Origin of the sequence: Vreelandella nigrificans (assembly GCF_002374315.1) — a bacterium.
Taxonomy (GTDB): domain Bacteria; phylum Pseudomonadota; class Gammaproteobacteria; order Pseudomonadales; family Halomonadaceae; genus Vreelandella; species Vreelandella nigrificans.
The window spans coordinates 76243-99748 of record NZ_NWUX01000005.1; the positions used below are offsets into that span (position 1 = coordinate 76243).

At 55.9% G+C, this 23506-nt stretch carries 19 protein-coding genes; 5 read left to right on the plus strand and 14 right to left on the minus strand.

Translation table 11 applies throughout. From position 1 onward, the window contains the following. Positions 1-69 precede the first annotated feature (69 nt). On the plus strand, positions 70-870 hold the full coding sequence (locus CPA45_RS08275) for an IclR family transcriptional regulator (protein WP_078089396.1): 801 nt from the start codon (positions 70-72) through the stop codon (positions 868-870). Between the two features lie 262 nt (positions 871-1132). After that, complete coding sequence (locus tag CPA45_RS08280; RefSeq protein WP_096651088.1) at positions 1133-2062, plus strand: 2-hydroxyacid dehydrogenase; 930 nt, start codon at positions 1133-1135, stop codon at positions 2060-2062. A gap of 4 nt (positions 2063-2066) precedes the next feature. Here CPA45_RS08280 and CPA45_RS08285 read toward each other — a convergent pair whose 3' ends face one another. The 3 genes from CPA45_RS08285 to CPA45_RS22825 form a co-directional block, all read right to left on the minus strand. Next, positions 2067-3761, minus strand: a complete 1695-nt coding sequence (locus CPA45_RS08285; protein WP_096651089.1) for a long-chain fatty acid--CoA ligase — start codon at positions 3759-3761, stop codon at positions 2067-2069. Between the two features lie 131 nt (positions 3762-3892). Then, positions 3893-4378, minus strand: a complete 486-nt coding sequence (locus tag CPA45_RS08290) for a PaaI family thioesterase (protein WP_340640131.1) — start codon at positions 4376-4378, stop codon at positions 3893-3895. A gap of 141 nt (positions 4379-4519) precedes the next feature. After that, positions 4520-4678: a hotdog family protein gene (locus CPA45_RS22825; protein ID WP_165771526.1), complete on the minus strand. Its 159-nt coding sequence runs from the start codon at positions 4676-4678 to the stop codon at positions 4520-4522. A 193-nt stretch (positions 4679-4871) separates the two neighbouring features. Here CPA45_RS22825 and CPA45_RS08295 point away from each other — a divergent pair, with 193 nt between their 5' ends. The 3 genes from CPA45_RS08295 to CPA45_RS08305 all read left to right on the plus strand — a co-directional run bounded on the left by CPA45_RS08295 (position 4872) and on the right by CPA45_RS08305 (position 9552). After that, a complete protein-coding gene (locus CPA45_RS08295) occupies positions 4872-5993 on the plus strand; it encodes a dienelactone hydrolase family protein (protein WP_096651091.1) in 1122 nt (373 codons plus the stop codon). 200 nt (positions 5994-6193) lie between these two features. Continuing rightward, the gene (locus tag CPA45_RS08300) at positions 6194-8287 is read left to right on the plus strand and encodes a 3-hydroxyacyl-CoA dehydrogenase NAD-binding domain-containing protein (RefSeq protein ID WP_096651092.1); all 2094 of its coding nucleotides are present in this window, start codon (positions 6194-6196) and stop codon (positions 8285-8287) included. A gap of 80 nt (positions 8288-8367) precedes the next feature. Beyond that, on the plus strand, positions 8368-9552 hold the full coding sequence (locus tag CPA45_RS08305; protein ID WP_096651093.1) for an acetyl-CoA C-acyltransferase: 1185 nt from the start codon (positions 8368-8370) through the stop codon (positions 9550-9552). A gap of 164 nt (positions 9553-9716) precedes the next feature. Here the strand turns inward: CPA45_RS08305 and CPA45_RS08310 are convergent, their stop codons facing one another. From CPA45_RS08310 to CPA45_RS08360, 11 genes are all read right to left on the minus strand, one after another. After that, on the minus strand, positions 9717-10673 hold the full coding sequence (locus CPA45_RS08310) for an NAD(P)H-dependent flavin oxidoreductase (protein WP_096651094.1): 957 nt from the start codon (positions 10671-10673) through the stop codon (positions 9717-9719). Positions 10674-11190: 517 nt separating this feature from the next. After that, complete coding sequence (gene urtE, locus CPA45_RS08315; RefSeq protein ID WP_096651095.1) at positions 11191-11898, minus strand: urea ABC transporter ATP-binding subunit UrtE; 708 nt, start codon at positions 11896-11898, stop codon at positions 11191-11193. Next, positions 11898-12734: an urea ABC transporter ATP-binding protein UrtD gene (gene urtD, locus CPA45_RS08320; RefSeq protein WP_096651096.1), complete on the minus strand. Its 837-nt coding sequence runs from the start codon at positions 12732-12734 to the stop codon at positions 11898-11900. The genes urtE and urtD overlap by 1 nt, the downstream gene beginning before the upstream one ends. Beyond that, positions 12731-13903, minus strand: a complete 1173-nt coding sequence (urtC, locus tag CPA45_RS08325) for an urea ABC transporter permease subunit UrtC (protein ID WP_096651097.1) — start codon at positions 13901-13903, stop codon at positions 12731-12733. Before urtC ends, urtD begins: the two co-directional genes overlap by 4 nt. Positions 13904-13906: 3 nt before the next feature. Next, on the minus strand, positions 13907-15523 hold the full coding sequence (gene urtB / locus CPA45_RS08330) for an urea ABC transporter permease subunit UrtB (protein WP_096651098.1): 1617 nt from the start codon (positions 15521-15523) through the stop codon (positions 13907-13909). Positions 15524-15638: 115 nt separating this feature from the next. Beyond that, positions 15639-17000, minus strand: coding sequence for an urea ABC transporter substrate-binding protein (urtA, locus tag CPA45_RS08335; protein ID WP_096651099.1), 1362 nt, complete (start codon positions 16998-17000; stop codon positions 15639-15641). Between the two features lie 444 nt (positions 17001-17444). Continuing rightward, positions 17445-18932, minus strand: coding sequence for a tripartite tricarboxylate transporter permease (locus tag CPA45_RS08340; protein WP_096651100.1), 1488 nt, complete (start codon positions 18930-18932; stop codon positions 17445-17447). A gap of 48 nt (positions 18933-18980) precedes the next feature. Then, the gene (locus CPA45_RS08345; RefSeq protein ID WP_096651101.1) at positions 18981-19463 is read right to left on the minus strand and encodes a tripartite tricarboxylate transporter TctB family protein; all 483 of its coding nucleotides are present in this window, start codon (positions 19461-19463) and stop codon (positions 18981-18983) included. 119 nt (positions 19464-19582) lie between these two features. Then, entirely contained in the window at positions 19583-20578 is a 996-nt protein-coding gene (locus CPA45_RS08350) for a tripartite tricarboxylate transporter substrate binding protein (RefSeq protein ID WP_096651102.1), read from the minus strand. Between the two features lie 301 nt (positions 20579-20879). Beyond that, a complete protein-coding gene (locus CPA45_RS08355; RefSeq protein ID WP_096651103.1) occupies positions 20880-21611 on the minus strand; it encodes a response regulator in 732 nt (243 codons plus the stop codon). Positions 21612-21637: 26 nt separating this feature from the next. After that, positions 21638-23332 carry an ATP-binding protein gene (locus tag CPA45_RS08360; RefSeq protein ID WP_096651104.1) on the minus strand — a complete coding sequence of 565 codons (1695 nt, stop codon included), beginning with the start codon at positions 23330-23332 and terminating at the stop codon, positions 21638-21640. Positions 23333-23506: the final 174 nt, after the last annotated feature.

Consider the following 23506-nt stretch of genomic DNA (forward strand, 5'->3'; position numbering starts at 1 on the left):
CCTACCATCCCTGCATCGAGATATGCGATACTAAATTCCACTCAGACCCATGGCCCCGGAGTCCAGCCCATGCCTCAACCTCCCCACCGTGATGACGATCAGGAATCAGCGGCCAAGGATCGTAACTTTGTCACCGCCCTGGCCCGCGGGTTGGAGCTACTGCGCTCCTTCGGCGCCGGTGAGGAGTACCTCGGCAATGCAGAACTCTCTCAGCGTACGGGGATCCCCCGCCCGACGGTGTCGCGCCTGACTCATACCTTGACCCAGCTCGGCTACCTCAAGCGCAACCCACGCTTGGAGAAGTATCGGCTCGGCCCCGGCACCCTGGCGCTCGGTTACCGCTACCTGGGGAATCAGGGCATCCGCGAGATCGCCCGCCCCCACTTGCAACGACTTGCCGATGCCACCGACTGCAACGTCAGCCTAGGCGCCGCCGACCGCAACGACATGACCTATATCGAGACCTGCCACGGCAGCGGTCCCTTGATCATGCGCCTCGACGTGGGCTCTCGGCTGCCCATCGCTATTTCGGCGATGGGACGTGCCTGGCTATGCGGCATCTCTGCGCAGCAGCGTGAGCAATTATTGGAAAGACTACGCAGTGAACACCCCAGCGACTGGCCCCGCCTGGAGCAGGGGATTCACAAGGCCCTCGAAGAGTACGCGACCTACGGCTTCTGCCTGTCCGAGGGGGAGTGGCAAAGAGAAATCAGTGGTGTTGCTCTCCCCTTGGTTCTAGAAGATGGTGCCGAGGTGCTGGCCATCAACTGCGGCGGCTCCTCCCTACGCCTCAGTCACCGTATCCTGGTCGAGAACCTCGGCCCTCGACTCAAGGATCTGGCCCAACAGATTCGCGACGACCTCAGATAAGACGACGAGCGCCCTCTGGCGCTCCCTCTCGCATAACAGATCGCCCCAACCTTTGCCTTATCTGCCGACCGACAGCGGCGCCAGAACCGGGGACGATTGCCCACCCCGAGTTCTTCCTGTATCTTCGATAGCAACAAAAATCAAAATACAGTTCCGCAGTACAGAACAAAGAGCCCATCGCCATGCCGTCCACGGACTCACCCTCCGATAAGACGGCCAGCAAAAAAGTTGTACTGCGCATTTCTCAACAAGAGGCCATGGCATGAAAATCCTGTTTGTCGCAAAAGCCCCCAAACCCGAGCGCTGGACAAATCTAATCCAAGCCTGCCTCCCGGATGCCGAGATCCGCGTCTGGGATCCTGACATGCCGGTCTGGCACGCCGATTACGCCATCGTCTGGCAGCCCCCGGCCGCCCTGTTTGAGAAGGAAAGGGGCCTTAAGGCCATCTTCAACCTGGGGGCGGGTATCGATGCTCTGCTCAAGGTGCCCAACCTGCCAAGCGAGCTCCCCGTGGTACGTCTGGAGGATGCTGGCATGTCGGTGCAGATGGCCGAGTACGTGGCCTATCACGTCATCGAGACCAGCCGGGAAATGAAGGGCTTCCGCCAGCAGGAGGCCGCCGGGGAGTGGAAACTGCGCCGTCCGATCCAGCGCAGTGAATGGCCGATCGGCGTACTCGGATTGGGACATATCGGCCAGCGGGTCGCTCGGACCCTGGCGGCGCTCGACTATCCCGTTTACGGATGGGCTCGCAGCGCCCACGCCATCGAGGGCGTCACCAGTTTCGCCGGGGACGCGCAGCTCGATGCCTTTCTAAGCGAGACTCGCGTGCTGATCAACACGCTGCCGCTAACCGACGCCACCCGCGACCTTATCGACTACACCCTGCTCTCCAAGCTCAAGCCCCAGGCCTGTGTGATTAATGTAGGGCGCGGCGAGCACCTCGTCGACGACGACCTGTGCCGCAGCATCGCAGAGGGGCAGGTCAGCCGCGCGGTGCTCGATGTCTTCCGCCAGGAGCCACTACCGGCGGAACACCCTTTCTGGAGCATGTCGGAAGTGACTATCACGCCACATATCTCCGCCCGCACCCTGCGCGAAACCACCATCGACCAGATCGCTGGCAAAATCCAGGCCTTAGAGGCGGGGGAGCCCATCACCGGTATTATCGATATCGCACGGGGTTACTGACGCCTTACCCCGGGCCTGCCTGGTCAGATCCATGTCCAGCGTGTCTGGCCGTCTCCTGATCCTGCAGCACCCTCCACATCAGCTTGCCGGTGGAGGTGCGCGGCAGGTCGCTCATAAACTCGACCTGGGCTGGCACCTTGTAGGCAGCCATCTCCTGCTGGCACCAGTCGATGACCTCCTGCTCAGTCACGCTCCCCTCGACCTCCTCATGTAGCACGATGCAAGCCTTGACTGCCTCGCCGCGGCGCGGATCAGGAGTCGAGATGACGCAGCACTCACGAATCGCCGGATGGCGGTACATCAAGCTTTCCACTTCGGATGGCCAGACCTTGAAGCCCGAAGCATTAATCATGCGCTTGACCCTGTCGACCAGGAAGAAATAGCCTTCCTCGTCGTAGTAGCCAAGATCTCCGGTGCGGAAGAAGCGCTTGCCCCCCAGCTCAATGAAAGCGCGGACAGTCTCCTCGGGACGCTTCCAGTAGCCCTGAAAGATCTGTGGGCCATGACTGACGATTTCGCCCACCTCGTTAACGCCCTTCTCTTCCCCGCTGGCGACATCAATGATCCGGCTATCAACATCGAATACAGGGACACCCAAGCATTGAGCCTTGGGGCGCTCCGGCGGATTAATATGAGTCGCAGCGATGGTTTCTGAGAGACCATAGCCTTCGACATAAGCCAGGCCGGTCAGATGGCGCAGCTTCTCCTCGATGGCCTCAGGCATGGCCGCCCCACCACCGCCAATACTCTGCAAGCTGGAAAGGTCGTAACGCTCCACTTCAGGATCGGAGAGAAAGTCGATCGCCATGGTGGCAATATTGCCCCAGGAGGTGATGCGGTAGCGCTGGATAAGCGTCGCCGCCACCCTACGGTCCCAGCGCGTCATGACCACCGCCGTTCCACCAGTGTAGATGGGAGCGTTCATACCACTCTGCATACCGGTGACGTGAAAGAAGGGCAGCGTCGCCAGCACGACCTCCTCGCAGGTATTCCGCAGCCAGACGCTGCGGTGCAGAGCAGTAGCCATGGACGAGCGATGCGTATGGGCACAGCCCTTCGGGGCGCCCGTGGTGCCCGAACTGTAAGGCATGACGCAGAGGTCGTCGGGTCCAGCGGTATGCTCGCCCGGCAGGTAGCCAGCTTCCAGCGCCTCTCGCCAGGCCACGCCACCGACGAAGTCGGGCGCTCGCATAGGGGCCTGAACCTCCGCCGGTAAAAGCAGGTCCGTCGCTTGCCACAAGTAGTCACCATAGGCGGTAACAATCACCTGCCGGAGCTGGGCCCGTCCCACCAAGGGCACGATCTGGCCCACCAGTTCCTGACCACACAGACACAGCACCGCCTCGGTATCGGCCACATAGTGCTCAAGCTCCGCGGTCTGGTTCATCGGATTCACCGGCACCACCATCGCATCAGCGCGCAGGATAGCGTAATAGGCGATGATGAATTGCGGTGAGTTCTGCATATACAGCAACACCGGTTCCCCCTTGCCGACGCCCTGAGCCTGTAGGAAACCAGCCAATGCCTCCACCTCGCGCAACAGCTCGGTGTAGGTGATCCGTGTGTCGTAATAGATGATCGCTGGCTTATCCGGATAGCGCCGGGCCGAGATCTCCAGGTTAGTAAACAGGCTGGTCTCGGGAAGGCGCAACTGCTTGGGAAGGCCTCTCGGCCATACGGCATGATGACGGGTAAACATGAAATCCCGATCTCCTGTTTTTATTTGTTCAGAGGTTCGTCAAACCCAAGATCAAGCAATCGCCTGATTGGAGCGCTCAAACATGGTGCTTTTTTTGTGATTATCGAAATTGGCATCAAGGATTCACTACCTTACGAGACAGCGTCCTCGCTACCCGAACGTAGTCGGAAGGTTCCCTCGCCCATGGCGAGCAGCTGCCCTTGCTGATCGCGGATCTCTCCAGAGCTATTGAAGATCCGTCGCCCACCGGCGCGCTTGACGCCTATTGCACGGATCACCCCGCCGCTGCACTGGCCGGTGAAGGTCGTGGTCAGCGATAGCGTCAGCGCCCGTCGCACACGCTCGGGGTCCGGGCATTGCAGCCCAGCATCAGCCATGACGATATCCAGCAGCGACATAAGCACACCGCCGTGAACAACGCCGGAACGGTTGAGGTGTCGGGACTCAAGCACCAGTTCGATCACCGCCTCATTCTCGTGCAGGCTGACCAGACGGTAGCCAAGCAGATCATGGAAGCCAGCCGATTCCGTCGCCGCGTGTTCATTGGACGGTGACCCTGCTTGCGATAATTCCACTATCCTTCTCCTCTTATGGCAGTGGGGCTGCAGCGCTTTCACACCTTCACCCCAGATAGGTTGCGCAAGACCAAGCCATACTGCCGCCTGCAGCAACAATTCAATCTGTCATGCTCTCACTCAAAGCGTCAAGTATTCAGAATACAGTTTTGCTTTGCAAAACCATCAATACCACCGCATATCTCAAACTGAGGGCTGAAAGGTTCGCTCATCGGCAGGCATTCTGGCGCGCAGAGACTCCCCGTCGATATCGAGAAACTCAATCCCCAGATGAGCGATCAGTGTGCCTTGCGCACGTTCTTTCAGCACCTCCAGCGTTGGTGTTACCTTCCAGATGGTCATCGATTTAGTCCCTCATATTGCGGCTGTTGGATGTTGGCTGCCCATTTGCTTGGTAAGCATTCGGGCTTCAATAAATATCGCACAGCAAAACCAAATTCCAAATATTTTCTTTCATGACAGCTTCCCGTATGCTCAAGATATGGCGCCGTGTTGGCGTCAATAACGAGCTCCCTTCATAACAAAGGAAAGCAGCATGCCCAAGGTCAGCGCAGAGCGAATTCTTCCAGCTTCGCCAACACCAAGTATCCACAAGACACACAAGCAAGCAGCGAGGAAAGCGCTTGTGCAAACATGCTCCGCCATCGCAATATCAACAGCATGTATCGTCATTTGGTCTAGTCATGCCCAGGCCAGCAACTTCGATGATGAACGCTGGACATTGTCGAGCGGAGCCGCCGGTGAGGTTGTGCGTTTTCAAAGCGCTGACCCAGCAACACGCCACGACATGATCGCTGGCAACATAGGGGAATCGATTGACCTTGAAGGCCAGTTATATCTCCCAGAAGGTGATGGTCCCCATTCAGTCGTGGTCTTCATCCCCGGTAGCACCGGTGTTCGGCCAGGCCAGGATGTGCTCCACGCCGAGAGGTTAATGGCACACGGTATCGGTTCTTTCGTAGTTGATCCGTTCGGTCCCCGAGGCTTGGAAAGCACCGTGGACGACCAGTATCGGCTAAGCTGGGCAGCTACCATCTACGACACGTTCGCCGCCTACAATTACCTAGCGCAGCGCGATGATGTCGATGTCGAATCCCTTGGGGCCATTGGGTTCAGCCGTGGTGGTTATGCGGTACTACAGGCCGCAATGCGCCAGTTCGCCGATCCGATTCTTGGCGAAGAAGCAGGTTTCCGCGCAATATTTTCTGCCTACCCATGGTGTGGTTCACAGTTTAGGCATCCCAATATCGGCGACTCGTACCTGCGTATCCTCATGGGCGACCAGGATGATTGGGTGTCGCCAATCCAATGCCAAGCCTACGAAAATGCCATCGCCCAGCACACCGACCGCTCCTCCATGCGCTTGGTGCCAGGCGCAGCACACTCATTCGACCGCACGAACCAAGGGATGATCGAGCTACCTGATGCGGTGAAAGCAACGCGCTTCCCGATCATGTACCTCAACGACGAGGGCGTGATGTTCGATTACCGTCATGAGGAATACCGGCAGGAATACGCGGATGAGTTCCCTGAGCACATCAGAGAGTCCAAGCTCTGGGATATCGGAGCTAGCTTCGGATCCACCTCGGAACTAGCGGAGGAGTTTGCTCAGGACATGGAGACTTTCTTCGTCGAAACCCTTAAGAGCGAATCGTAAGCTCACGATAGGCGATGCTTCTGGCATCTACCATGGCCATGGTAGGTGCCAGTTTGCTTGACAGAGCCCATTCGATATACCGCACAGCAGAATCCAATTCCAAATATTGCTATTTTGCAAAAACTTCGCGTATGCTCAAAACATGACGCCATTTTGGCGTAGATGAACAAACCCCATTATGTATAACAAAGGAAGGCATCATGTCTGAGGTCGTGAGTTATTCCCGTAAGGGTCAAGTAGGCATCATTTCGGTCAACTACCCTCCTGTTAACGCTCTTGGTCAGGCCGTGCGTAGCGGCCTGTTAGAGGCCGTGAAGCAAGGGCAAGCTGATGACGAGGCCGAGGCGCTACTACTGGTCTGCGAGGGCCGCACCTTCATCGCCGGTGCTGATATCCGCGAATTCAGCAAGCCACGTCAGGAACCCAGCCTGCCGGACGTTATTGAAGCTTTCGAGAACAGCACCAAGCCAATCATTGTCGCCCTGCATGGCACTGCTCTGGGCGGCGGACTTGAGCTGGCCATGGGCTGCCACTACCGTGTCGCGCTACCCAGTGCCAAGGTGGGTCTTCCCGAAGTAAAGCTAGGCCTATTACCAGGGGCGGGAGGTACTCAGCGTCTACCACGACTGTGCGGGGCCCAAAAGGCACTGGAGATGATCACCAGCGGTGATTTCCTCTCCGCCAGCGAAGCCTTGGAGCACGGTATCGTCGACGCAGTAACGGAGAGTAGCGATATCGCCGCTGAAGGGTTGGCCTATGCCGAACAGGCCATCACCAAGGGCTGGCCAGTCCGCCGCGTACGCGACCTCGAAGGTAAGCTGGAAACCGGCCGAGACAGTGATGTTTTCGAGCAATTTCGCACTACCCTGCAACAGCGCGCACGCAACCTGTTCTCCCCATTCAAGTGCGTGGATGCCGTGGAGGCTGCCTTCCAGCTGCCCTTCGAGGAAGGGCTGAAACGTGAACGGGAACTATTCCTCGCCTGCATGGAGTCTCCCCAACGCGCAGGCCTGGTTCACGCCTTCTTTTCCGAGCGTGACGTCGCCAAAGTGCCGGACCTTCCCACCGATACCCCAGTGCGCGACATCCAGCGGGTCGGTATCATCGGCGCCGGCACCATGGGCGGCGGTATCGCCATGAATTTCGCCAATGTAGGCATCCCGGTATGCCTGCTCGAAGCCCAGCAGGAGGCGCTGGATCGCGGCATAGCGATGATCCGCCAGAACTACGAGAACAGTGCTCGGAAGGGCCGCCTCACTACCACTCAAGTCGAAGAGCGCATGGCGTTGATTGAGCCCACTCTGAGCTACAGCGCTCTGGCCGACGTCGACTTGGTGATCGAGGCGGTGTTCGAAGACATGGCGATCAAGAAGCAGATTTTCTCCCGCCTTGATGAAGTATGTAAGCCTGGGGCGATTCTCGCTTCCAATACCTCGACCCTGAGCATCGACGAGATCGCCTCAACGACCCGACGCCCTGAAGACGTGGTCGGCATGCACTTCTTTAGCCCGGCCAACGTTATGAAGCTGCTTGAGAACGTGCGCGGAGAGAAGACCTCCGACGAGGTCAAGGCTACTGTTATGGCTATCGCCAAGCGCATCAAGAAAGTCGGTGTGCTGGTAGGCAACTGCTACGGTTTTGTCGGCAATCGCATGCTCCATCGGCGCGGCGCCGAAGCGATCCAACTGGTCAACGATGGCGCCACGCCCCAGCAGGTCGATAAGGTGCTGACCGATTTCGGCTTCCCCATGGGCCAGTTCGCCATGTCAGACCTAGCGGGTATCGACGTGGGCTACCGCATCCGCCAGGAGCGACGCAAAGCGGGCGAGGAGGTGCCTCCAACCTGGATGGACAAGCTGGCCGAACAGGGCCGTTTTGGCCAAAAGACCCAGGCTGGCACCTATCGCTACAAGGAAGGCAGTCGTAAGCCGATCCCAGACCCAGAGGTCGAAGCCCTGATTCGCCAGTTCCGTGAGGAACAGGGCATCACGGCACGCGCTATTGATGACCAGGAAATTCTCGAACGCTGCCTGTACGTGATGATCAACGAGGGGGCCAAAATTCTTGAGGAAGGCATCGCCACCCGCGCCCTGGATATCGACATTACCTGGATCTACGGCTATGGCTTCCCTGCCTACCGTGGCGGCCCCATGTTCTGGGCCGACCAACAGGGGCTTGAGCAGATTCTGGACGGCATTCGCCGCTTCCATGCTCAGCCAGGTGGAGAGCAGTGGCGCCCTGCACCACTGCTTGAGCGGCTGGTTGCCGAGGGCAAGCGCTTCGCCGAACTCTAAGCCAACCGGGCACTCGTTTTCTCTGCCCGGCTTACTCGCTTGGCACCTTTCTGTTATCACTCTTGTTAAGGAAACACCTCATGTCTGACGCCGTCATCGTCTCCACCGCCCGTACTGGGCTCGGCAAATCCTACCGTGGTGCGCTGAACAACACCCATAGCGTCGACCTCGCTGGCCACGTGATCCAGCACGCTGTACAGCGCGCTGGAATCGACCCCAGTGTGGTCGAGGACGTCATCCTCGGTGCTACCTTCCATGAAGGCCCGCAGGGTAAAAACATGGCCCGCTTGGCTGCCATTCGTGCAGGCCTGCCAGCTACCACCGCAGGACTCTCGATTAATCGCTTCTGCAGCTCGGGCCTGCAGGCCATCGCCCTGGCCGCCCAGCGCATCCAATCCGAAAAGGTCCCGGCGATGGTCGCGGGTGGGGTTGAATCAATCAGCCTGGTGCAGAACGACAAGCTTAACCAGTTTCGGGCCAGTAACGAGTGGTTGATGAAGCATAAGCCCGAGCTCTACCTTTCGATGATCGAGACGGCGGATATCGTGGCGAAGCGCTACGCTATTAGCCGCGAGGCCCAAGATGAGTACGCCCTCGCCAGTCAGCAACGCACTGCCGCAGCTCAGGAAGCCGGCCGCTTCGCTGACGAAATCGTGCCCTTCACTACCACCATGTTGGTGAAGGATAAAGAGAGTGGTGAAATCAGCAAACGTGATGTCACCCTGGAACGCGACGAGTGCAATCGTCCCGGTACGACCCTAGAAGGCCTGGCCAGCCTAGAGCCGGTACGCGGCCCTGACCAGTTCGTTACCGCCGGTAATGCCAGCCAGCTCTCAGATGGCGCCTCGGTTTGCGTAGTCATGGACGGCACCTACGCCCAGCGCCACAACATCGAACCGATGGGCATCTTTCGCGGCTTTGCAGTGGCCGGCTGTGAACCGGACGAAATGGGCATCGGCCCCGTCTATGCCATTCCCCGCCTGCTTAAGCGTCAGGGCCTGAGCGTGGATGACATCGACCTTTGGGAACTCAATGAAGCCTTCGCCTCTCAGGTAGTTTACTGCCGCGACAAGCTAGGCATCCCCATGGAAAAGCTCAATGTCAACGGCGGCTCTATTTCCATCGGCCACCCCTACGGAGTCTCCGGCGCACGCCTCACCGGCCATGCACTGATCGAAGGCAAACGACGCGGCGCCAAGTACGTGGTAGTGACCATGTGTATCGGCGGTGGTCAGGGGGCAGCAGGCCTATTCGAAGTTGTGTGACGCAACGTTGTGTGGTGCAACTTTGAAGTTCTGGTGCAACTTTGAAGTTCTAAAGCCTCAGTAAGGGCCGGGAACGGAGCGTCCGGTCTGCCATTGACAGCGATGGCAGACCGGGCGCCCCGTTCAGATAACAATCAGACCAGGAACAATCAGACCGAGAACAATCAGAGCACCAGACGCTCCCGGGCCGCACGATAGTCGCGCTCCAGCTCATCGACGATATCGGCAACACTCTGCATGGCGTCGATCCCGCCTACCCCCTGGCCAGCCCCCCAGATATCCCGCCACGCCTTAGGCTTGCTACCACCAGAAGAGCCATAGCGCATCTGCTGCTTATCCCCCGACGGTAGCGCATCCGGATCGAGGCCCGCTCGCTCAATGCTGGCTCGCAGGTAGTTGCCATGAACGCCGGTAAAGAGATCACTGTAGACAATATCGCCCGCCTGGGACTCGATAACCATCTGCTTGTAGGGCGCTACCGCATTGGCCTCATGGCTAGCGATGAAGCGAGTCCCCATGTAGGCCAGATCGGCACCCATTGCCTGAACCGCCAGGATCTGCTCGCCACGGCTGAGGGTTCCAGCCAACGCCAGCGGCCCGTCGTAGTGGCGTCGCACCTCACTCACAAAGGCGAAGGGGTTCAAGCGACCGCCATGGCCACCGGCTCCGCTGCAGACCAGGATCAGGCCATCCACGCCACAAGAAAGCGCCTTACGGGCATGACGCAGGGTGGTCACGTCATGAAAAACTTTCCCACCATAAGCATGCACCCGTTCCACAACTCGATCAGGCGCATGCAGGCTGGTAATCACCAGAGGCACTCGAAACTCGGCGCAGAGCGCTAGATCATGGTCCAGGCGGTCGTTGGTGGGGTGCACGATCAAATTGACCGCGAAGGGCGCTATCTTGCGGTCGGGGTGCGCCGCACGATCAGCCTCGAGCTCCTCGGTGATGCGAGCTAGCCAGACCGCCAGTTGATCGGCAGGTCGGGCATTGAGGGCAGGGAAAGCGCCAATGATGCCAGCGCGGCACTGGGCTAACACCAGCTCAGGCCCAGAAAGGATAAACATTGGCGAGCCGATCACCGGCAAGGTCAGGGAATCTTCGAAAATATCCAGCATGACTTACTCCGGGTAGCAAAAGGTCTCATAGACCTAGTTGGGATAAGGTATGACGAAACAAACTGCCCTGCCGACGAGACGATAGGGATAGGGACAAAGATGGGCATCAGAAGTCGTACCTAGCCGTGGCATTACCCGAGGCGTCCGACTCCAGGCCAGTGCGCAAATAGCCTGGGGATACTGCGCAGCGTATCGGCCCAAAAACTCTGCTAGGCACTCTTACATGACCGCACACCTCAGTCAATATTCAAAACACAATTCCGCAATACAAAACATGCCATAGGTTAATGACACTAAAATCAACAAAGTCTTCGCTGTTTTGTTAAAGCGTACTGAAGCAAGCAGGTACTCGGAGTATTCCTAGCCTTCTGTCCCCAGAGACAGTACTTGGCTGGGTAATCTCATATCGTGAAATAGGCGCTGCCAACGCACAGCGCTCAGGGAGGCCCTATACACCCACCATGTTGGTAGGTGTATGGGAGAAGAATATGTATGGGAAGAGAGGTGGGGTGAAGGCTTAAACCGTCAAGTGCTGCTTGATCAGCTCATTGGAGAGTTCACTGATATCGCCTTTGGCCACCGGGCGGCCTCGATCCATAATCACAAAGCGGTCGGCGTACTTACGGGCAAAGGGTAGCTTCTGCTCCACAAGTAATACCGTCAGGCCATCCTCTTTGATCAGTTGACGAATCACCTGGCCGATTTGCGCCACGATATTGGGCTGAATGCCCTCCCCCGGTTCATCGAGTATCAACAGTTTGGGCTCTATCACCAGGGCACGGCCAATGGCCAACTGCTGTTGCTGCCCACCGGAGAGGTCCCCGCCCCGACGGTGCTTCATCTCTTTAAGTACAGGGAACAGCTCATAGATCCGCTCAGGAATTTTTCTCAGCCCGTCGCGACGGGCGGCAAGCCCGGTGCGCAGATTCTCTTCCACCGTCAGTAGTGGAAATATCTGCCGCCCTTGGGGTACAAAACCAATCCCTAAGCGCGAACGTGCTTCAACGGCTTTTTTGGTCAGCTCGATCTCGCCGTCACCACTCTGATAGCGCAGCTGGCCGCTTTTCACCGCCACTTCACCCATAATGGCCTTCATTAAGGTGGTTTTACCCACCCCGTTACGGCCCATAACACAGGTGCACTGGCCTTCGGGAACGTCGAGATCCAAATCCCAGAGGGTGTGGCTTTCGCCGTAGAACTGGTTAAGCTTTTCAATCGCAAGCATTAGGCGGCCTCCTCGTCATCGGCACCCAGGTAGACCTCGACCACTTTGGGGTCACTGGCAACCTGATCCATGGTGCCTTCTGCCAGCACACTGCCCTGGTGGAGTACCGTTACCTGGCGGGCAATGGAGCGCACAAAGCCCATATCATGCTCCACCACCACTACTGACTGCTTACCGGCAAGCCCCGTTAGGAGTTCGGCGGTGCGCTCCATCTCCTGCTCGGTCATACCCGCCACGGGTTCATCCACCAATAGGAGACGCGGGCGCTGCATTAACAACATGCCGATTTCTAACCACTGCTTTTGGCCATGAGAAAGAATGCCTGCGAGCTGATGGCGAAGTGCAGCCAAACCGATGGTTTCCAGCACTTCATCGATACGGTCTTTAATCTCGCCGGTCATACGAGCGGTAAGCGTAGGGAAGATACGCTTGTCCGCCGCCATGGCCAGCTCCAGGTTTTCAAATACTGAGAGCGCTTCAAACACGGTAGGCTTTTGAAACTTGCGACCAATACCCAAACTGGCGATTTCCGGCTCGTTCATTTGCAACAGGTTATGGCGGCTACCAAACCATACGCTACCGCTGTTGGGCCGGGTTTTGCCGGTAATGATACCCATCATGGTGGTTTTACCCGCCCCATTGGGGCCGATAATGCAGCGTAGTTCGCCGTCATCAATGGTTAGATTCAGGTTATTAATCGCCTTAAAACCATCAAAGCTCACCGTGACATCTTCCAGGTACAGAATGGGGCCATGGCGCACATCCACCGGTGAAGCCTGCGGTGCCATAAAGTCAAACACCCGGTCACGCTGGGAGAGTGATTGCAGAAAACTCATGCGGAGACCTCCTCGGGCGTGTTGTTGGGCTTATCGGCGAGTGTGCTAGTGGCACGCTGCTTACGTTTGAGATGGCGAAACAGACCTGCCACCCCCTTAGGCAGAAATACCGTCACCAATACAAACATCGCCCCTAGCGCAAATAGCCAGGCATCCGGCATTACGCCAGTAAACACCGTTTTAGCGTAGTTGACGAGAATCGCCCCAATCACCGCGCCATACAGCGTGGCACGGCCACCTAAAGCCACCCATAGCACAATCTCGATAGAGAAAATTGGCGAGAACTCGCTGGGGTTAATAATCCCTACCTGGGGCACATAGAGTGCCCCGGCTAAACCCGCCAGCATGGCAGAAACTACAAACACAAATAGCTGGAAGCGCTCGACACGATAGCCAAGAAAGCGCGTGCGCGCTTCGGCATCACGGGTGGCAATACTTACCCGGCCCAACTTACTAGTGACAATCGCCCGGCAGAGAATGTAGCCAAGCCCCAGCGCCACACCGGTGGCCAGGAACAATCCCAGCCGGGTATCGTTACTGCGCAGATTGTAGCCAAGCAACTCGCGGAAATCGGTTAAACCGTTATTACCGCCAAACCCCATCTCATTGCGGAAAAACGCCAGCATTAAGGCAAAGGTGAGCGCCTGGGTAATAATCGACAGATAGACCCCGGTCACCCGTGACCGAAAGGCAAGAAAGCCAAACACCAGCGCTAACAAGCCCGGTGCTATCAGCACCATGGCGAAAGCGAACCAGGCCATATCAAAGCCTAGCCAGTACCAGGGCAGGCTGTCCCAATTTAAAAACACCATAAAATCTGGCAATACGGGGTGGCCGTAGGTACCGCGCTCACCAATTTGACGCATTAGATACATGCCCATGGCGTAACCACCAATGGCGAAAAAGGCGCCGTGCCCCAGGCTTAAGATACCCAAATAGCCCCACACCAAGTCCACAGCGACCGCCAGTAGCGCATAGCTTAGGTACTTACCGAACAGGTTAACGGTGTAGGCACCCACATGGAGCGGGTTATCCGGCGGCACTGCCACGTGCAAGATCGTCACTAGCGCCAAGGCGGCCAGTAGCACACCAAGAAAGATCTGCGTTGAGCGCTCGCTGAATGGGCGTGTTAGCCAAAAATTTGTCGATGATTCCGTCGTTAATGACATCGCTTAGCCCTCCGCAGCCCGGCCCTTCTGCGGGAAGAGTCCACGCGGGCGTTTTTGAATGAATAGGATGATAAATACCAGGACGATAATTTTGGCCAGTACCGCCCCTGCCCAAGGCTCAAGCACTTGGTTGATGACCCCTAGCGATAGGCCAGCGACCAGCGTTCCCCACAAGTTGCCCACGCCGCCAAACACCACCACCATGAAAGAATCAATGATGTAGTTCTGACCCAGGTTGGGGCCAACGTTAGTAAGCTGGGAAAGAGCAACACCGGCGAGACCAGCGACGCCGGAGCCTAATGCAAAGGTCATGATGTCCACGCGGGTAGCGCGAATACCCATAGAGCGCGCCATGGCGCGGTTCTGAGTCACGGCACGCACCTCAAGCCCTAACCGTGTGCGGCGCATGATCAGCATTAGGCTGGCAAACACCACCAGTGCGAAACCCAGCACGTACATGCGGTTAAGGGTCAGCGACAGTGCATCGTTAACCACTAATGAGCCACTCATCCACTCGGGGGTAATCACGGTGCGGTTAAGCGGCGAAATGCCGGTGCGCACCAGCTGCTGCAGAATCAAACTGATACCAAAGGTGGCCAGCAAGGTTTCCAGTGGGCGGCCTTTCAGGAACTGAATGACGCCGCGCTCGATAGCGATCCCTGCCAGCGCTGCGACCATAAAACCTGCGGGGATCGAGAGGAGCAGTGCCAGACCCGGTTGACCGGGTAGCAACTGCTGCATTGCCCAGGTGGTGTAGGCACCTAGCATCATTAACTCACCGTGGGCCATGTTAATCACGCCCATGACACCAAAGGTGATCGCCAGTCCAATCGCCGCAAGCACTAACACAGACCCCAAACTCAAGCCAAAATAGAGGGTTTCCAAACCGCGGTTTATTTTGAGATTTTGTTCAATGCTGACGAGTGCCTCATTAGCGGCGTCGGCAATAATCGGATCATCACCATTAGCTGCCCGACTAAGCGCTACTCGTACACGTGGGTGCAAGCTGCCACGCAGCGTTTCAACACCTTCTAGTTGGCCGTTCTCCACTTGGTAAATAGCTAATGCCTGGGTCAGCCTGCGCTGCACCTGAGCATCCTCTTCCTCAGCGATAAGCTCACTGAGCGGTTCGGCCAGCTCGTCGTCAACTTCACCTAATAGCCGAGTGGCTGAGGTGCGACGGCGTTCAACGTCTGGCGAGTAAAGATCCACCACGGCAATCGCGCTGCGCAGCTGATTACGCAGGGCATTATTAATACCGATACGGTCTAAGTCGCGGCGAGACATTTCGCCGAGTGGGTCGCCGGTTAAAGCATCAGCCACCGGCCACTCACGGCCACTGTTATCGAGCACTACCACAAAGCGACCATCATCGGCGCGCTGTAAGCGGCCATCCAACAGTGACTGTAGCCAGTCGCGGGCGCGCTTATCATCACTTTGCAAAATAGCGACAATCGCTGCGCTTTTGGCCGGGTAGGAGCTCGCGTCCAGTGCTTCTAGCAACTCAAGCGCGGCGGGGTCATCAGTAGTGTCAGCGGTGGAATCCGTTTGCGCCTGGGCAGTTACCGTGATGCCCAACAGCAGCAGACACAGCAGCCCTAAGGAAAGGAAACGCCTCATGGGGTTCTTCCTTTGGTTATATGAGAAGTGGTTATATGAGAAACCGTTATCTAAAAGGGGGAGGTAGCGTGCCCCCCACTACTCAGCGCTTGGCCAAGCAGCGAGGGATCATCATTTACTCAGCGAGCGCCGCTTCGGCTTCTTCTGCTGCGGTGCTGCCACCACAGGAGCCGTTCACGACATTGAAGTTGCCGCAGCGCATCGGTGCACGCCAGTCAGCAATCAGGTCACGTGAACCCGGTAGATAATCAGACCAGGCATCGCCCGCCACGGTAGACGGCGTTTGCCATACAACATCGAACTGGCCGTTATCCTGAATCTCTCCAATCAACACCGGCTTAGTGATGTGATGATTGGGCATCATGGCCGCATAGCCGCCGGTTAGGTTAGGCACCGTCACACCGATAATAGCGTCTTTCACTGCGTCTACATCCGTGGTGCCCGCTTTGCGAACCGCTTCGGCCCACATATTGAAGCCAATGTAGTGGGCTTCCATCGGGTCGTTGGTCACCGCATCTTCGTCGCCGGTGTAGTCGATCCAGGCATCGATAAAGTCATAGTTTTCGTCAGTATCAACGCTCATGAAGTAGTTCCAGGCGGCCAAGTGGCCGACCAGCGGGCCAGTATCAATACCGGTAAGCTCCTGCTCGCCCACTGAGAAAGCGATGACGGGGATATCACCAGCGTCAACGCCCTGGTTAGACAGCTCGGTATAAAACGGCACGTTAGCGTCGCCGTTAATCGTCGAAATCACCGCAGTGGGTTTGCCTTCCTCACCAAAACGACGTATTTCAGACACGATATTCTGCCAATCCGAATGGCCGAACGGCGTGTAGTTGACCATGATGTCCTCATCCGCGATGCCATGTTCATCTTTAAGGAAGGCTTCGAGGATGCGGTTGGTAGTACGCGGATAAACGTAGTCGGTACCCACCAGCGCGAAGCGCTCGATGCCGACTTCATTAATCAAATACTCAACCGCAGGAATCGCCTGCTGGTTGGGCGCTGCACCGGTATAGAAAACGTTTTCAGATGACTCTTCGCCTTCATACTGCACTGGGTAGAACAGCAGGCCGTTTAACTCTTCGAATACGGGCAATACGGCCTTGCGCGAAACCGAGGTCCAGTTACCGAACACTACGTCAACTTCGTGCTGGGCAAGTAGCTCACGAGCACGTTCAGCAAACAGCGGCCAGTTGGAAGCAGGGTCAACCACCACGGCTTCTAGCTGGCGCCCTAGCAAGCCACCGGCTTCGTTTTGTTGTTCAATCAGCATTTCGACAGTGTCTTTAAGCACCGTCTCACTGATTGCCATGGTGCCAGAGAGGGAGTGCAGAATACCGACTTTAATCGGGTCATTGTCCTGAGCGAGTACCTGGGCACTGGCACCCATAACGGCGGCGGCAATTAGTGCAGTAGTGAAGCGGCCGGTTAATCGTGCTGAGCGAGAGTGTGTCTTGCGTTGCAATGTGGTCACTTGAACCTCCTTGCACCCCATTGGCAGGGGTTTGTTATATAAGCTTCGTACGCCGGATGAGTCTTCACGGGTATACGTCCACTAGCCAATTGTGTGCTGCAAGGGCTGCGCCATTTTGGGACAAAATATTAATATCAAAGAACAATCAATCATTTACAAAAAATCAGCAATTAAATACGTCAACCAAGCGCACCAAAGTAACGCGTAACGTCTGCACGCAGTGCGCGCATCCAAGCCTTTCAGAGGGCGGCTTGCACCAACATAAAGCAACGGGGCTGTCGGGCTGTATTAGAGCTGCTTTTTGACGCGAAGCAGGTTTTACTTATTTACTTAAAAAAAACAGAAGGAGGCGTACATGATACGCCTCCTTCTGAAGGTTAATGCGAACAACGGCTTAGCTAGTACCTACGCTCACCATCTACCCGCATGTTAATTCGCTATCTGTTAAGCGCTCTTCTTACGGCGTTTCTTGAGCAGCGGTAGCGTCAATGAAAGCAGGGCTAACACTAGTAGAGCCAGTGAAATCGGCTTGTCGATAAAGATCATCCAGTCACCACCGGAGATTTGCAGCGCGCGGCGCATGGACTCTTCCATGATGTTGCCTAGGATCAGCGCCAGGATCAGCGGTGCCGCCGGGAATCCAAACAGGCGCATGCCTAAGCCAATCAGGCCAAAGCCAAGCAGCAGCAATAGATCAAACACGCTGAAGCTCATCCCGTACACACCAATCATGCAGAAGATTAAAATCAGTGACAGCAGCAGTGGCCGCGGCAGATCAAGGATTTTGGCGATTAGCGGAATCAACGGCAGGTTGAGTACCAACAGGAAGATATTGCCGATATACATACTAGCAATAACACCCCAGAAAACATCAGGGCGTTGTTCAAGCATCATTGGGCCGGGCGTTACCCCCATGACCAACAGCGCGCCAAGCAGTACCGCAGTAGTACCAGAACCAGGCACCCCTAGGGTCAAAAGCGGTACAAAGGAGCCGGTACAAGCAGCATTGTTGGCAGCTTCCGGCGCAGCGACGCCTTTAATATTACCTTTACCAAAGGTATCGCCATCTTTGGCAATACGCTTTTCCATGCTGTAGCCAAGGAACGAACCAATGGTGGCCCCTGCGCCAGGCAGTACGCCGGTAAAGAAACCAAGTACCGAGCTACGACCAATGGGACCTGCAATTTGCTTCATTTCACTACCCGAGAGCTTTAGCGAGCCAATGGCATTTCGCTTAGGCGCTTTACCACCGCCCCCACGTAGCAACATGTAAAAGACTTCCGCCAGGGCAAAAATGCCCAGGGCCACTACCAGAAAGTCGATACCATCAAGCAGCTGGATCGAACCAAAGGTAAAGCGCTCGGTACCCGTTTGTAGATCGATACCGATAATTGAGATCATCACGCCCACAACTGCCGCAATTAACCCTTTCACCAATGATTTATCCGACAGAGATACCACTGCGGTGAGGCCCAGCACCATCAATGCGAAATACTCAGGTGGACCAAAACTAACCGCTACCTTGGATAGCAGCGGTGCCACCAGCATTAAGAAGACAATCGAAACGGTACCGCCAATGAAGGAAGCATAGGCAGCAATGGCCAGTGCTTTACCTGCCATGCCTTGCTTGGCCATGGGGTAGCCATCGAATGATGTAGCTACCGTACCCGCCACACCAGGAGCATTGAGCAGAATAGACGAGGTGGAGCCACCAAAAATAGCGCCGTAGTAGACCCCTGCCATCAGGATCAGTCCTGACGAAGGCTCCATAGCAAAGGTAATCGGAATCATCAGCGCCAGCGCGCTAATCGGCCCAAGGCCTGGCAACATACCGATAATCGTGCCAGCAAACACACCGGCAAATACGTAAGCAATATTGATTGGCTCAAGCGCGATGCCAAAGCCATACATCAGATTGTTTAAGGCATCCATGGGAGTCTCTCTCTCAAAACCCGCTACAAATTCAACATCACGGTGTGATTAGAACGGCAAAACGCCGGTTGGAAGGTAAACATCCATTACCCGCGTCATGGTCAGATAAAGCACCAGCACCACACCTAATGATGTCGCTAGGTTGACCCCATGGCGGCGGTAGCCGTAATAGGCGGTTAGGCCAACGCACAGCAACGTTGAGGCAAGCACGAACCCCATTGGCACCAGCAGCAGCGCGTACGCAGCAATCGCCAGCGCTGTTATTACAACGCGAGCCCAGGGGGTTAACAGCAACGGGCCTTGGTTAGCCTCATGATCAATCTCGTCAGCACCCGCAAGTGGGGCTGGTTTTTCAAAAAAGAGCAGCACTGATAGCAACAGCAAAGCACCACCAAGCACTTTGGGAAACAGGTCAGAGTCAACCGGCCGTGGCAGTGGAAAGGAAGGGATTTGCCACGCCATTGCCAAATAGGCGGCAGCCAATAGCCCCAGCACAAGTGCCAGCCACTGGTTAGTGTTTAATCGAGTCATTTGGAGTCTCTCCGAAGGAGCCGTCGTTATTACGCCCAGGCCCTTGCGGTATCAAACGGAAGGTTCCGACGACAGGGCGTCGCCGGAATACCTCATCCGATACCTACAAAAGCAGCCAACTACTGGCGTAATAGGCCCAGATCACTTAACACGCTGCTAAATAGCTCTTTCTGCTCATCAAGGAAGGCGCCAAACTCTTCGCTATCTTGGTAAGCATCAATCCAGCCAAGCTGATCGCGTGCCTGTTGCCAACCGTCGGTTGCTAGCATTTCCGCAAAGAGGTTTTCGTAGTAGGCAACCGCTTCTTCAGGCATATCTGGCGTACCCATCACGCCGCGCCAGATATCAAAGGTGTAATCGACACCCTGTTCTTGATAGGTGGGTATATCCGCTAAGCTGCCGCTCAGACGCTCAGGCGCCGAAACGCCTAGTGCGCGTAATTGGCTACCTTCGCCCAGCTGGCCGGCGGACTCACCAGCACCGGTAATCACTGCTTCAACATGCCCACCCATCAGGTTGGTCATGGCATCGCCACCACCCGAGAACGGGATGTAGTTAACGCTAGAGGCATCTAACCCTGCAGCAGATGCAAGGCCTGCCACCGAAATATGGTCCATAGAGCCTGGGGCACTGCCGCCGCCAACGCTAAGACGAGGATTCTCTTTTAGCGCATCAAACAGATCATTGATGGTTTCATAATCAGAGTCTGCGGATACCAAAATAATCGAGTAATCGGTAATTAAGCGAGCAACCGGGGTAAAAGCAGTGTGGTCATAGCGCGATGCACCGGCAAGGGGCACCAGGATAATCGGCGGGCTGGTAGCAAACAGCTTGTGTGGGTTACCGCTATCACGGGCGATCTGAGCCCAGGCTACCGCGCCACCACCGCCAGGTACGTTAATGGCCGCAAAGTTACGCTCAGCCAGTTGTTCTTCTTGCAGTACACGGGAAACAGTACGCACAAGTGTATCCCAGCCACCACCAGGGTTAGCCGGAGCAACAAACTCGATGGAGCGACTTGGCGTCCACTCATCGGCCTGTGCGGCAGTCGTCATAGCTAGGGCAGCCATAGGAAGGGCAAGCACGGCTAAGCGCTTCAGGGAAAGCGTAGTCATTGGCGTTCTCCACAGTACATTGTTATTAAAAACATTGTTATTAAAACAGTTTTGTTATGAATACAGACTTGGTATTACAGGGCCGCTATTAATGCGGCGTTGTTATTTACACACTGTTTTACACTGCTGCTATTCACCCAGGGCGGTTAATCAGCGCTGATTAATACACGTCGGTTAACAGCCGTTTGTGTGGTTACACAGAGAACGTTAGAAGAACGCCACCCCTGGCGGCAAGCTTATGACCATAAACGACAAAATGTTCTTTCTGTGCGTTTTGTTCATTTTGTTCACAGCATATCCATCACAACGTTTCCACCCAGCCTTTTGCCGTATCTAATAACCGATAGCGCCGTTCAGGACGCCCAACATCACCATAGCCTAACTCCGCGTTAACAGCTTGTTCAGCCACTAAAAACTCCAAATAACGCCGCGCCGTTGAACGGCTGGCACCCATGGTGCGCGCCACCTGCATAGCAGTGAGTGAGTCCTGCGCTGCCGCTAGAGCATCCACCACCCGGCGCAGCGTCAATCGGTCAATCCCCTTAGGTAGCGAACGAGTAGCAAGCCGCTGTGGTTCGTTTGGCTGCAAGCGTGCCAACACATGGTCTAATTCATCTTGGTTCATTTCAGCGCGATTGGCCAATGCTTCTCTCTCACGGCGAAAACGGTTTAGCATTTGGCTCATCCGTGACGCTTCGATCGGTTTAATCAAGTAGTCGAAAACGCCACCACGCAGTGCCTCACTGATGGTTTCTACTTCCCGTGCTGCGGTTACCATCACAATATCGACATGCATATAGTCACGCCGAATAGCCCACAGTAGCTCTAGCCCTTCAACATCTGGCAAATAAGCATCTAATAGAATCAGTTGAATCGAGTCCGCGTGCTGCGCCATCAATGCTTTAGCTTCGCTACCGTTGCGCGCCATACCGACCACATAAAAGCCATCGCTCTGTTCAATAAAAGCCTTATGGATATCGGCAATGCGAAAATCGTCTTCGACGACCAAAATGCCGTACTGCGTCGCAGACATACTTACTCCTATTACTGGCGTCGTTATTATGATGAATGCTGCGTAGTCGCCACCTGGGCACACAGCGAACGGTCCAGCACAGCAATAAAGCACGCACCTCCCAGTTCGCTCTCTTCAAGCGTCACCGCACCACCATGCTGGCGACACAGCCGAGCAATAAGTGCCAGGCCAATACCACGGTGCTTGCCGGTTTTGGTCGAAAAGCCCTCCTCAAAAATCGACTCTGCATGCTCAGCAGGCACTCCAGAACCATTGTCTTCCACTTCAATCAGTAACTGCTCACCCAAGTCAGTAAAAAATAGGCGCACCTTGGGTACGTCGCCATTGGGACCATTGAGCGCAGCGTGGCAGGCGTTATCTAACAAATTACCGACAACACTCATCATTACTTCCTGCCCGGTAGGTGTTAGCGGGCAAGAGAGCGAGCTCTGCTCATCAATCTCCAGGGCCACCCCTAGCTCACGGGCACGAGTCAGTTTCCCCAATAGCGTACCGCTAAGCACCGCATCGGCTACATGGCGCATTAAAAAGCTCATCTGGGCCTGAGCACGCTCGGTTTCCTGATGAATAAGCGCCAGTGCCTCATCGATACGTTGCAGCTGGAGCAAGCCTGAAATGGTGTATAGCTTGTTAGAAAACTCATGTGCCTGCGCGCGCAGCATGTCCACATCACGACTTGCCTGAGTGAGCGCTTGGGAAAGGTCAATAATCTCTCGACGGCTACGAAACGTTGCTACCGCCCCTTCGATCTCCCCTTCATGCAAAATCGGCACACGGTTAACGACTACGGGGTGGTCACCCAGCCACATCTCCTGGTCAAACTCTTGTTCACCATGCCTTAAAACCTCCAGTAGCCGCGAATTAGGCACCACCTCGCGAATTGGCTCACCGAGCAATACATGCTCATCAGGCAGCCCTAAAAAGCGTCGCGCCTGCTGATTGACCAGGGTAATTTGACCATCGCGATTGACTGCCAAAATACCCTCGTGAATCGATTGTAAGATGGCCTCTTTTTCCATAGCCAAACGAGCAATTTCATAGGGCTCTAAGCCAAGGATGATCTTTTTCAGGTGCTGAGACAGCCAGTACGCTCCTGCAAAGCCCAGGGCAATCATTAACGCCACTAGCGCCCAACCTAAGTTGGTATGACGCCCCACATCCAGGGCCACGCGGTCCAGCATAAAGCCCACCGAAACCACACCGATGATGTTACCTTCTTCATCCCAAATAGGGGTTTTGCCCCGCATTGCGGTACCTAGGGTGCCAGTGGCCTCTGATACGTATGACTGGCCATAAATCAGCGCCTGGTCATTATCGTCACCCACCATGGGGTAGCCGATACGTTCCGGCACCGGATGCGAATAGCGAATTGACTGAGCATTACCGACGACGACATAGCGAGCGCCGGTCTCTTGGCGTACGCGTTCAGCAAGCGGCTGTATAATCAGCGCCGGATTGGGAGTGGAGAAAGCATTCACTATCTGCGGCATGCCTGCCACAGTTTTAGCTACCGCCAGCGCCCTCTCGCCCATTTGATTGGTAATGATTTCCGCTTTACGGTGATTGAGGTAAGTACCTTGGGCCAGCAGCATACCCGCCAACAGTAGGCCTACCAGCAGCATGACCTGTAGGCGAAAGCTACGTTTATACCAGCGCCGTTTAGCGCGGGTGCGGCGCCAGCGCTGTAATTCAGCCAGCGTTCGGGGGCGGGAAGCGGTCATAATGGAACTCACAGTGCGCAATAACGCCATTATGGCACGCAGCGCCAAGCGACGTTAGTTGTTGCACCGTTACGCCAGGTTTCGTACGAAGCCTGGGCTACCTGCATAGCAGCCATGTTGCCGCATCTATATACTCGCCCTTATTATGCGCACCATCGGTAGATACTCGCCCCG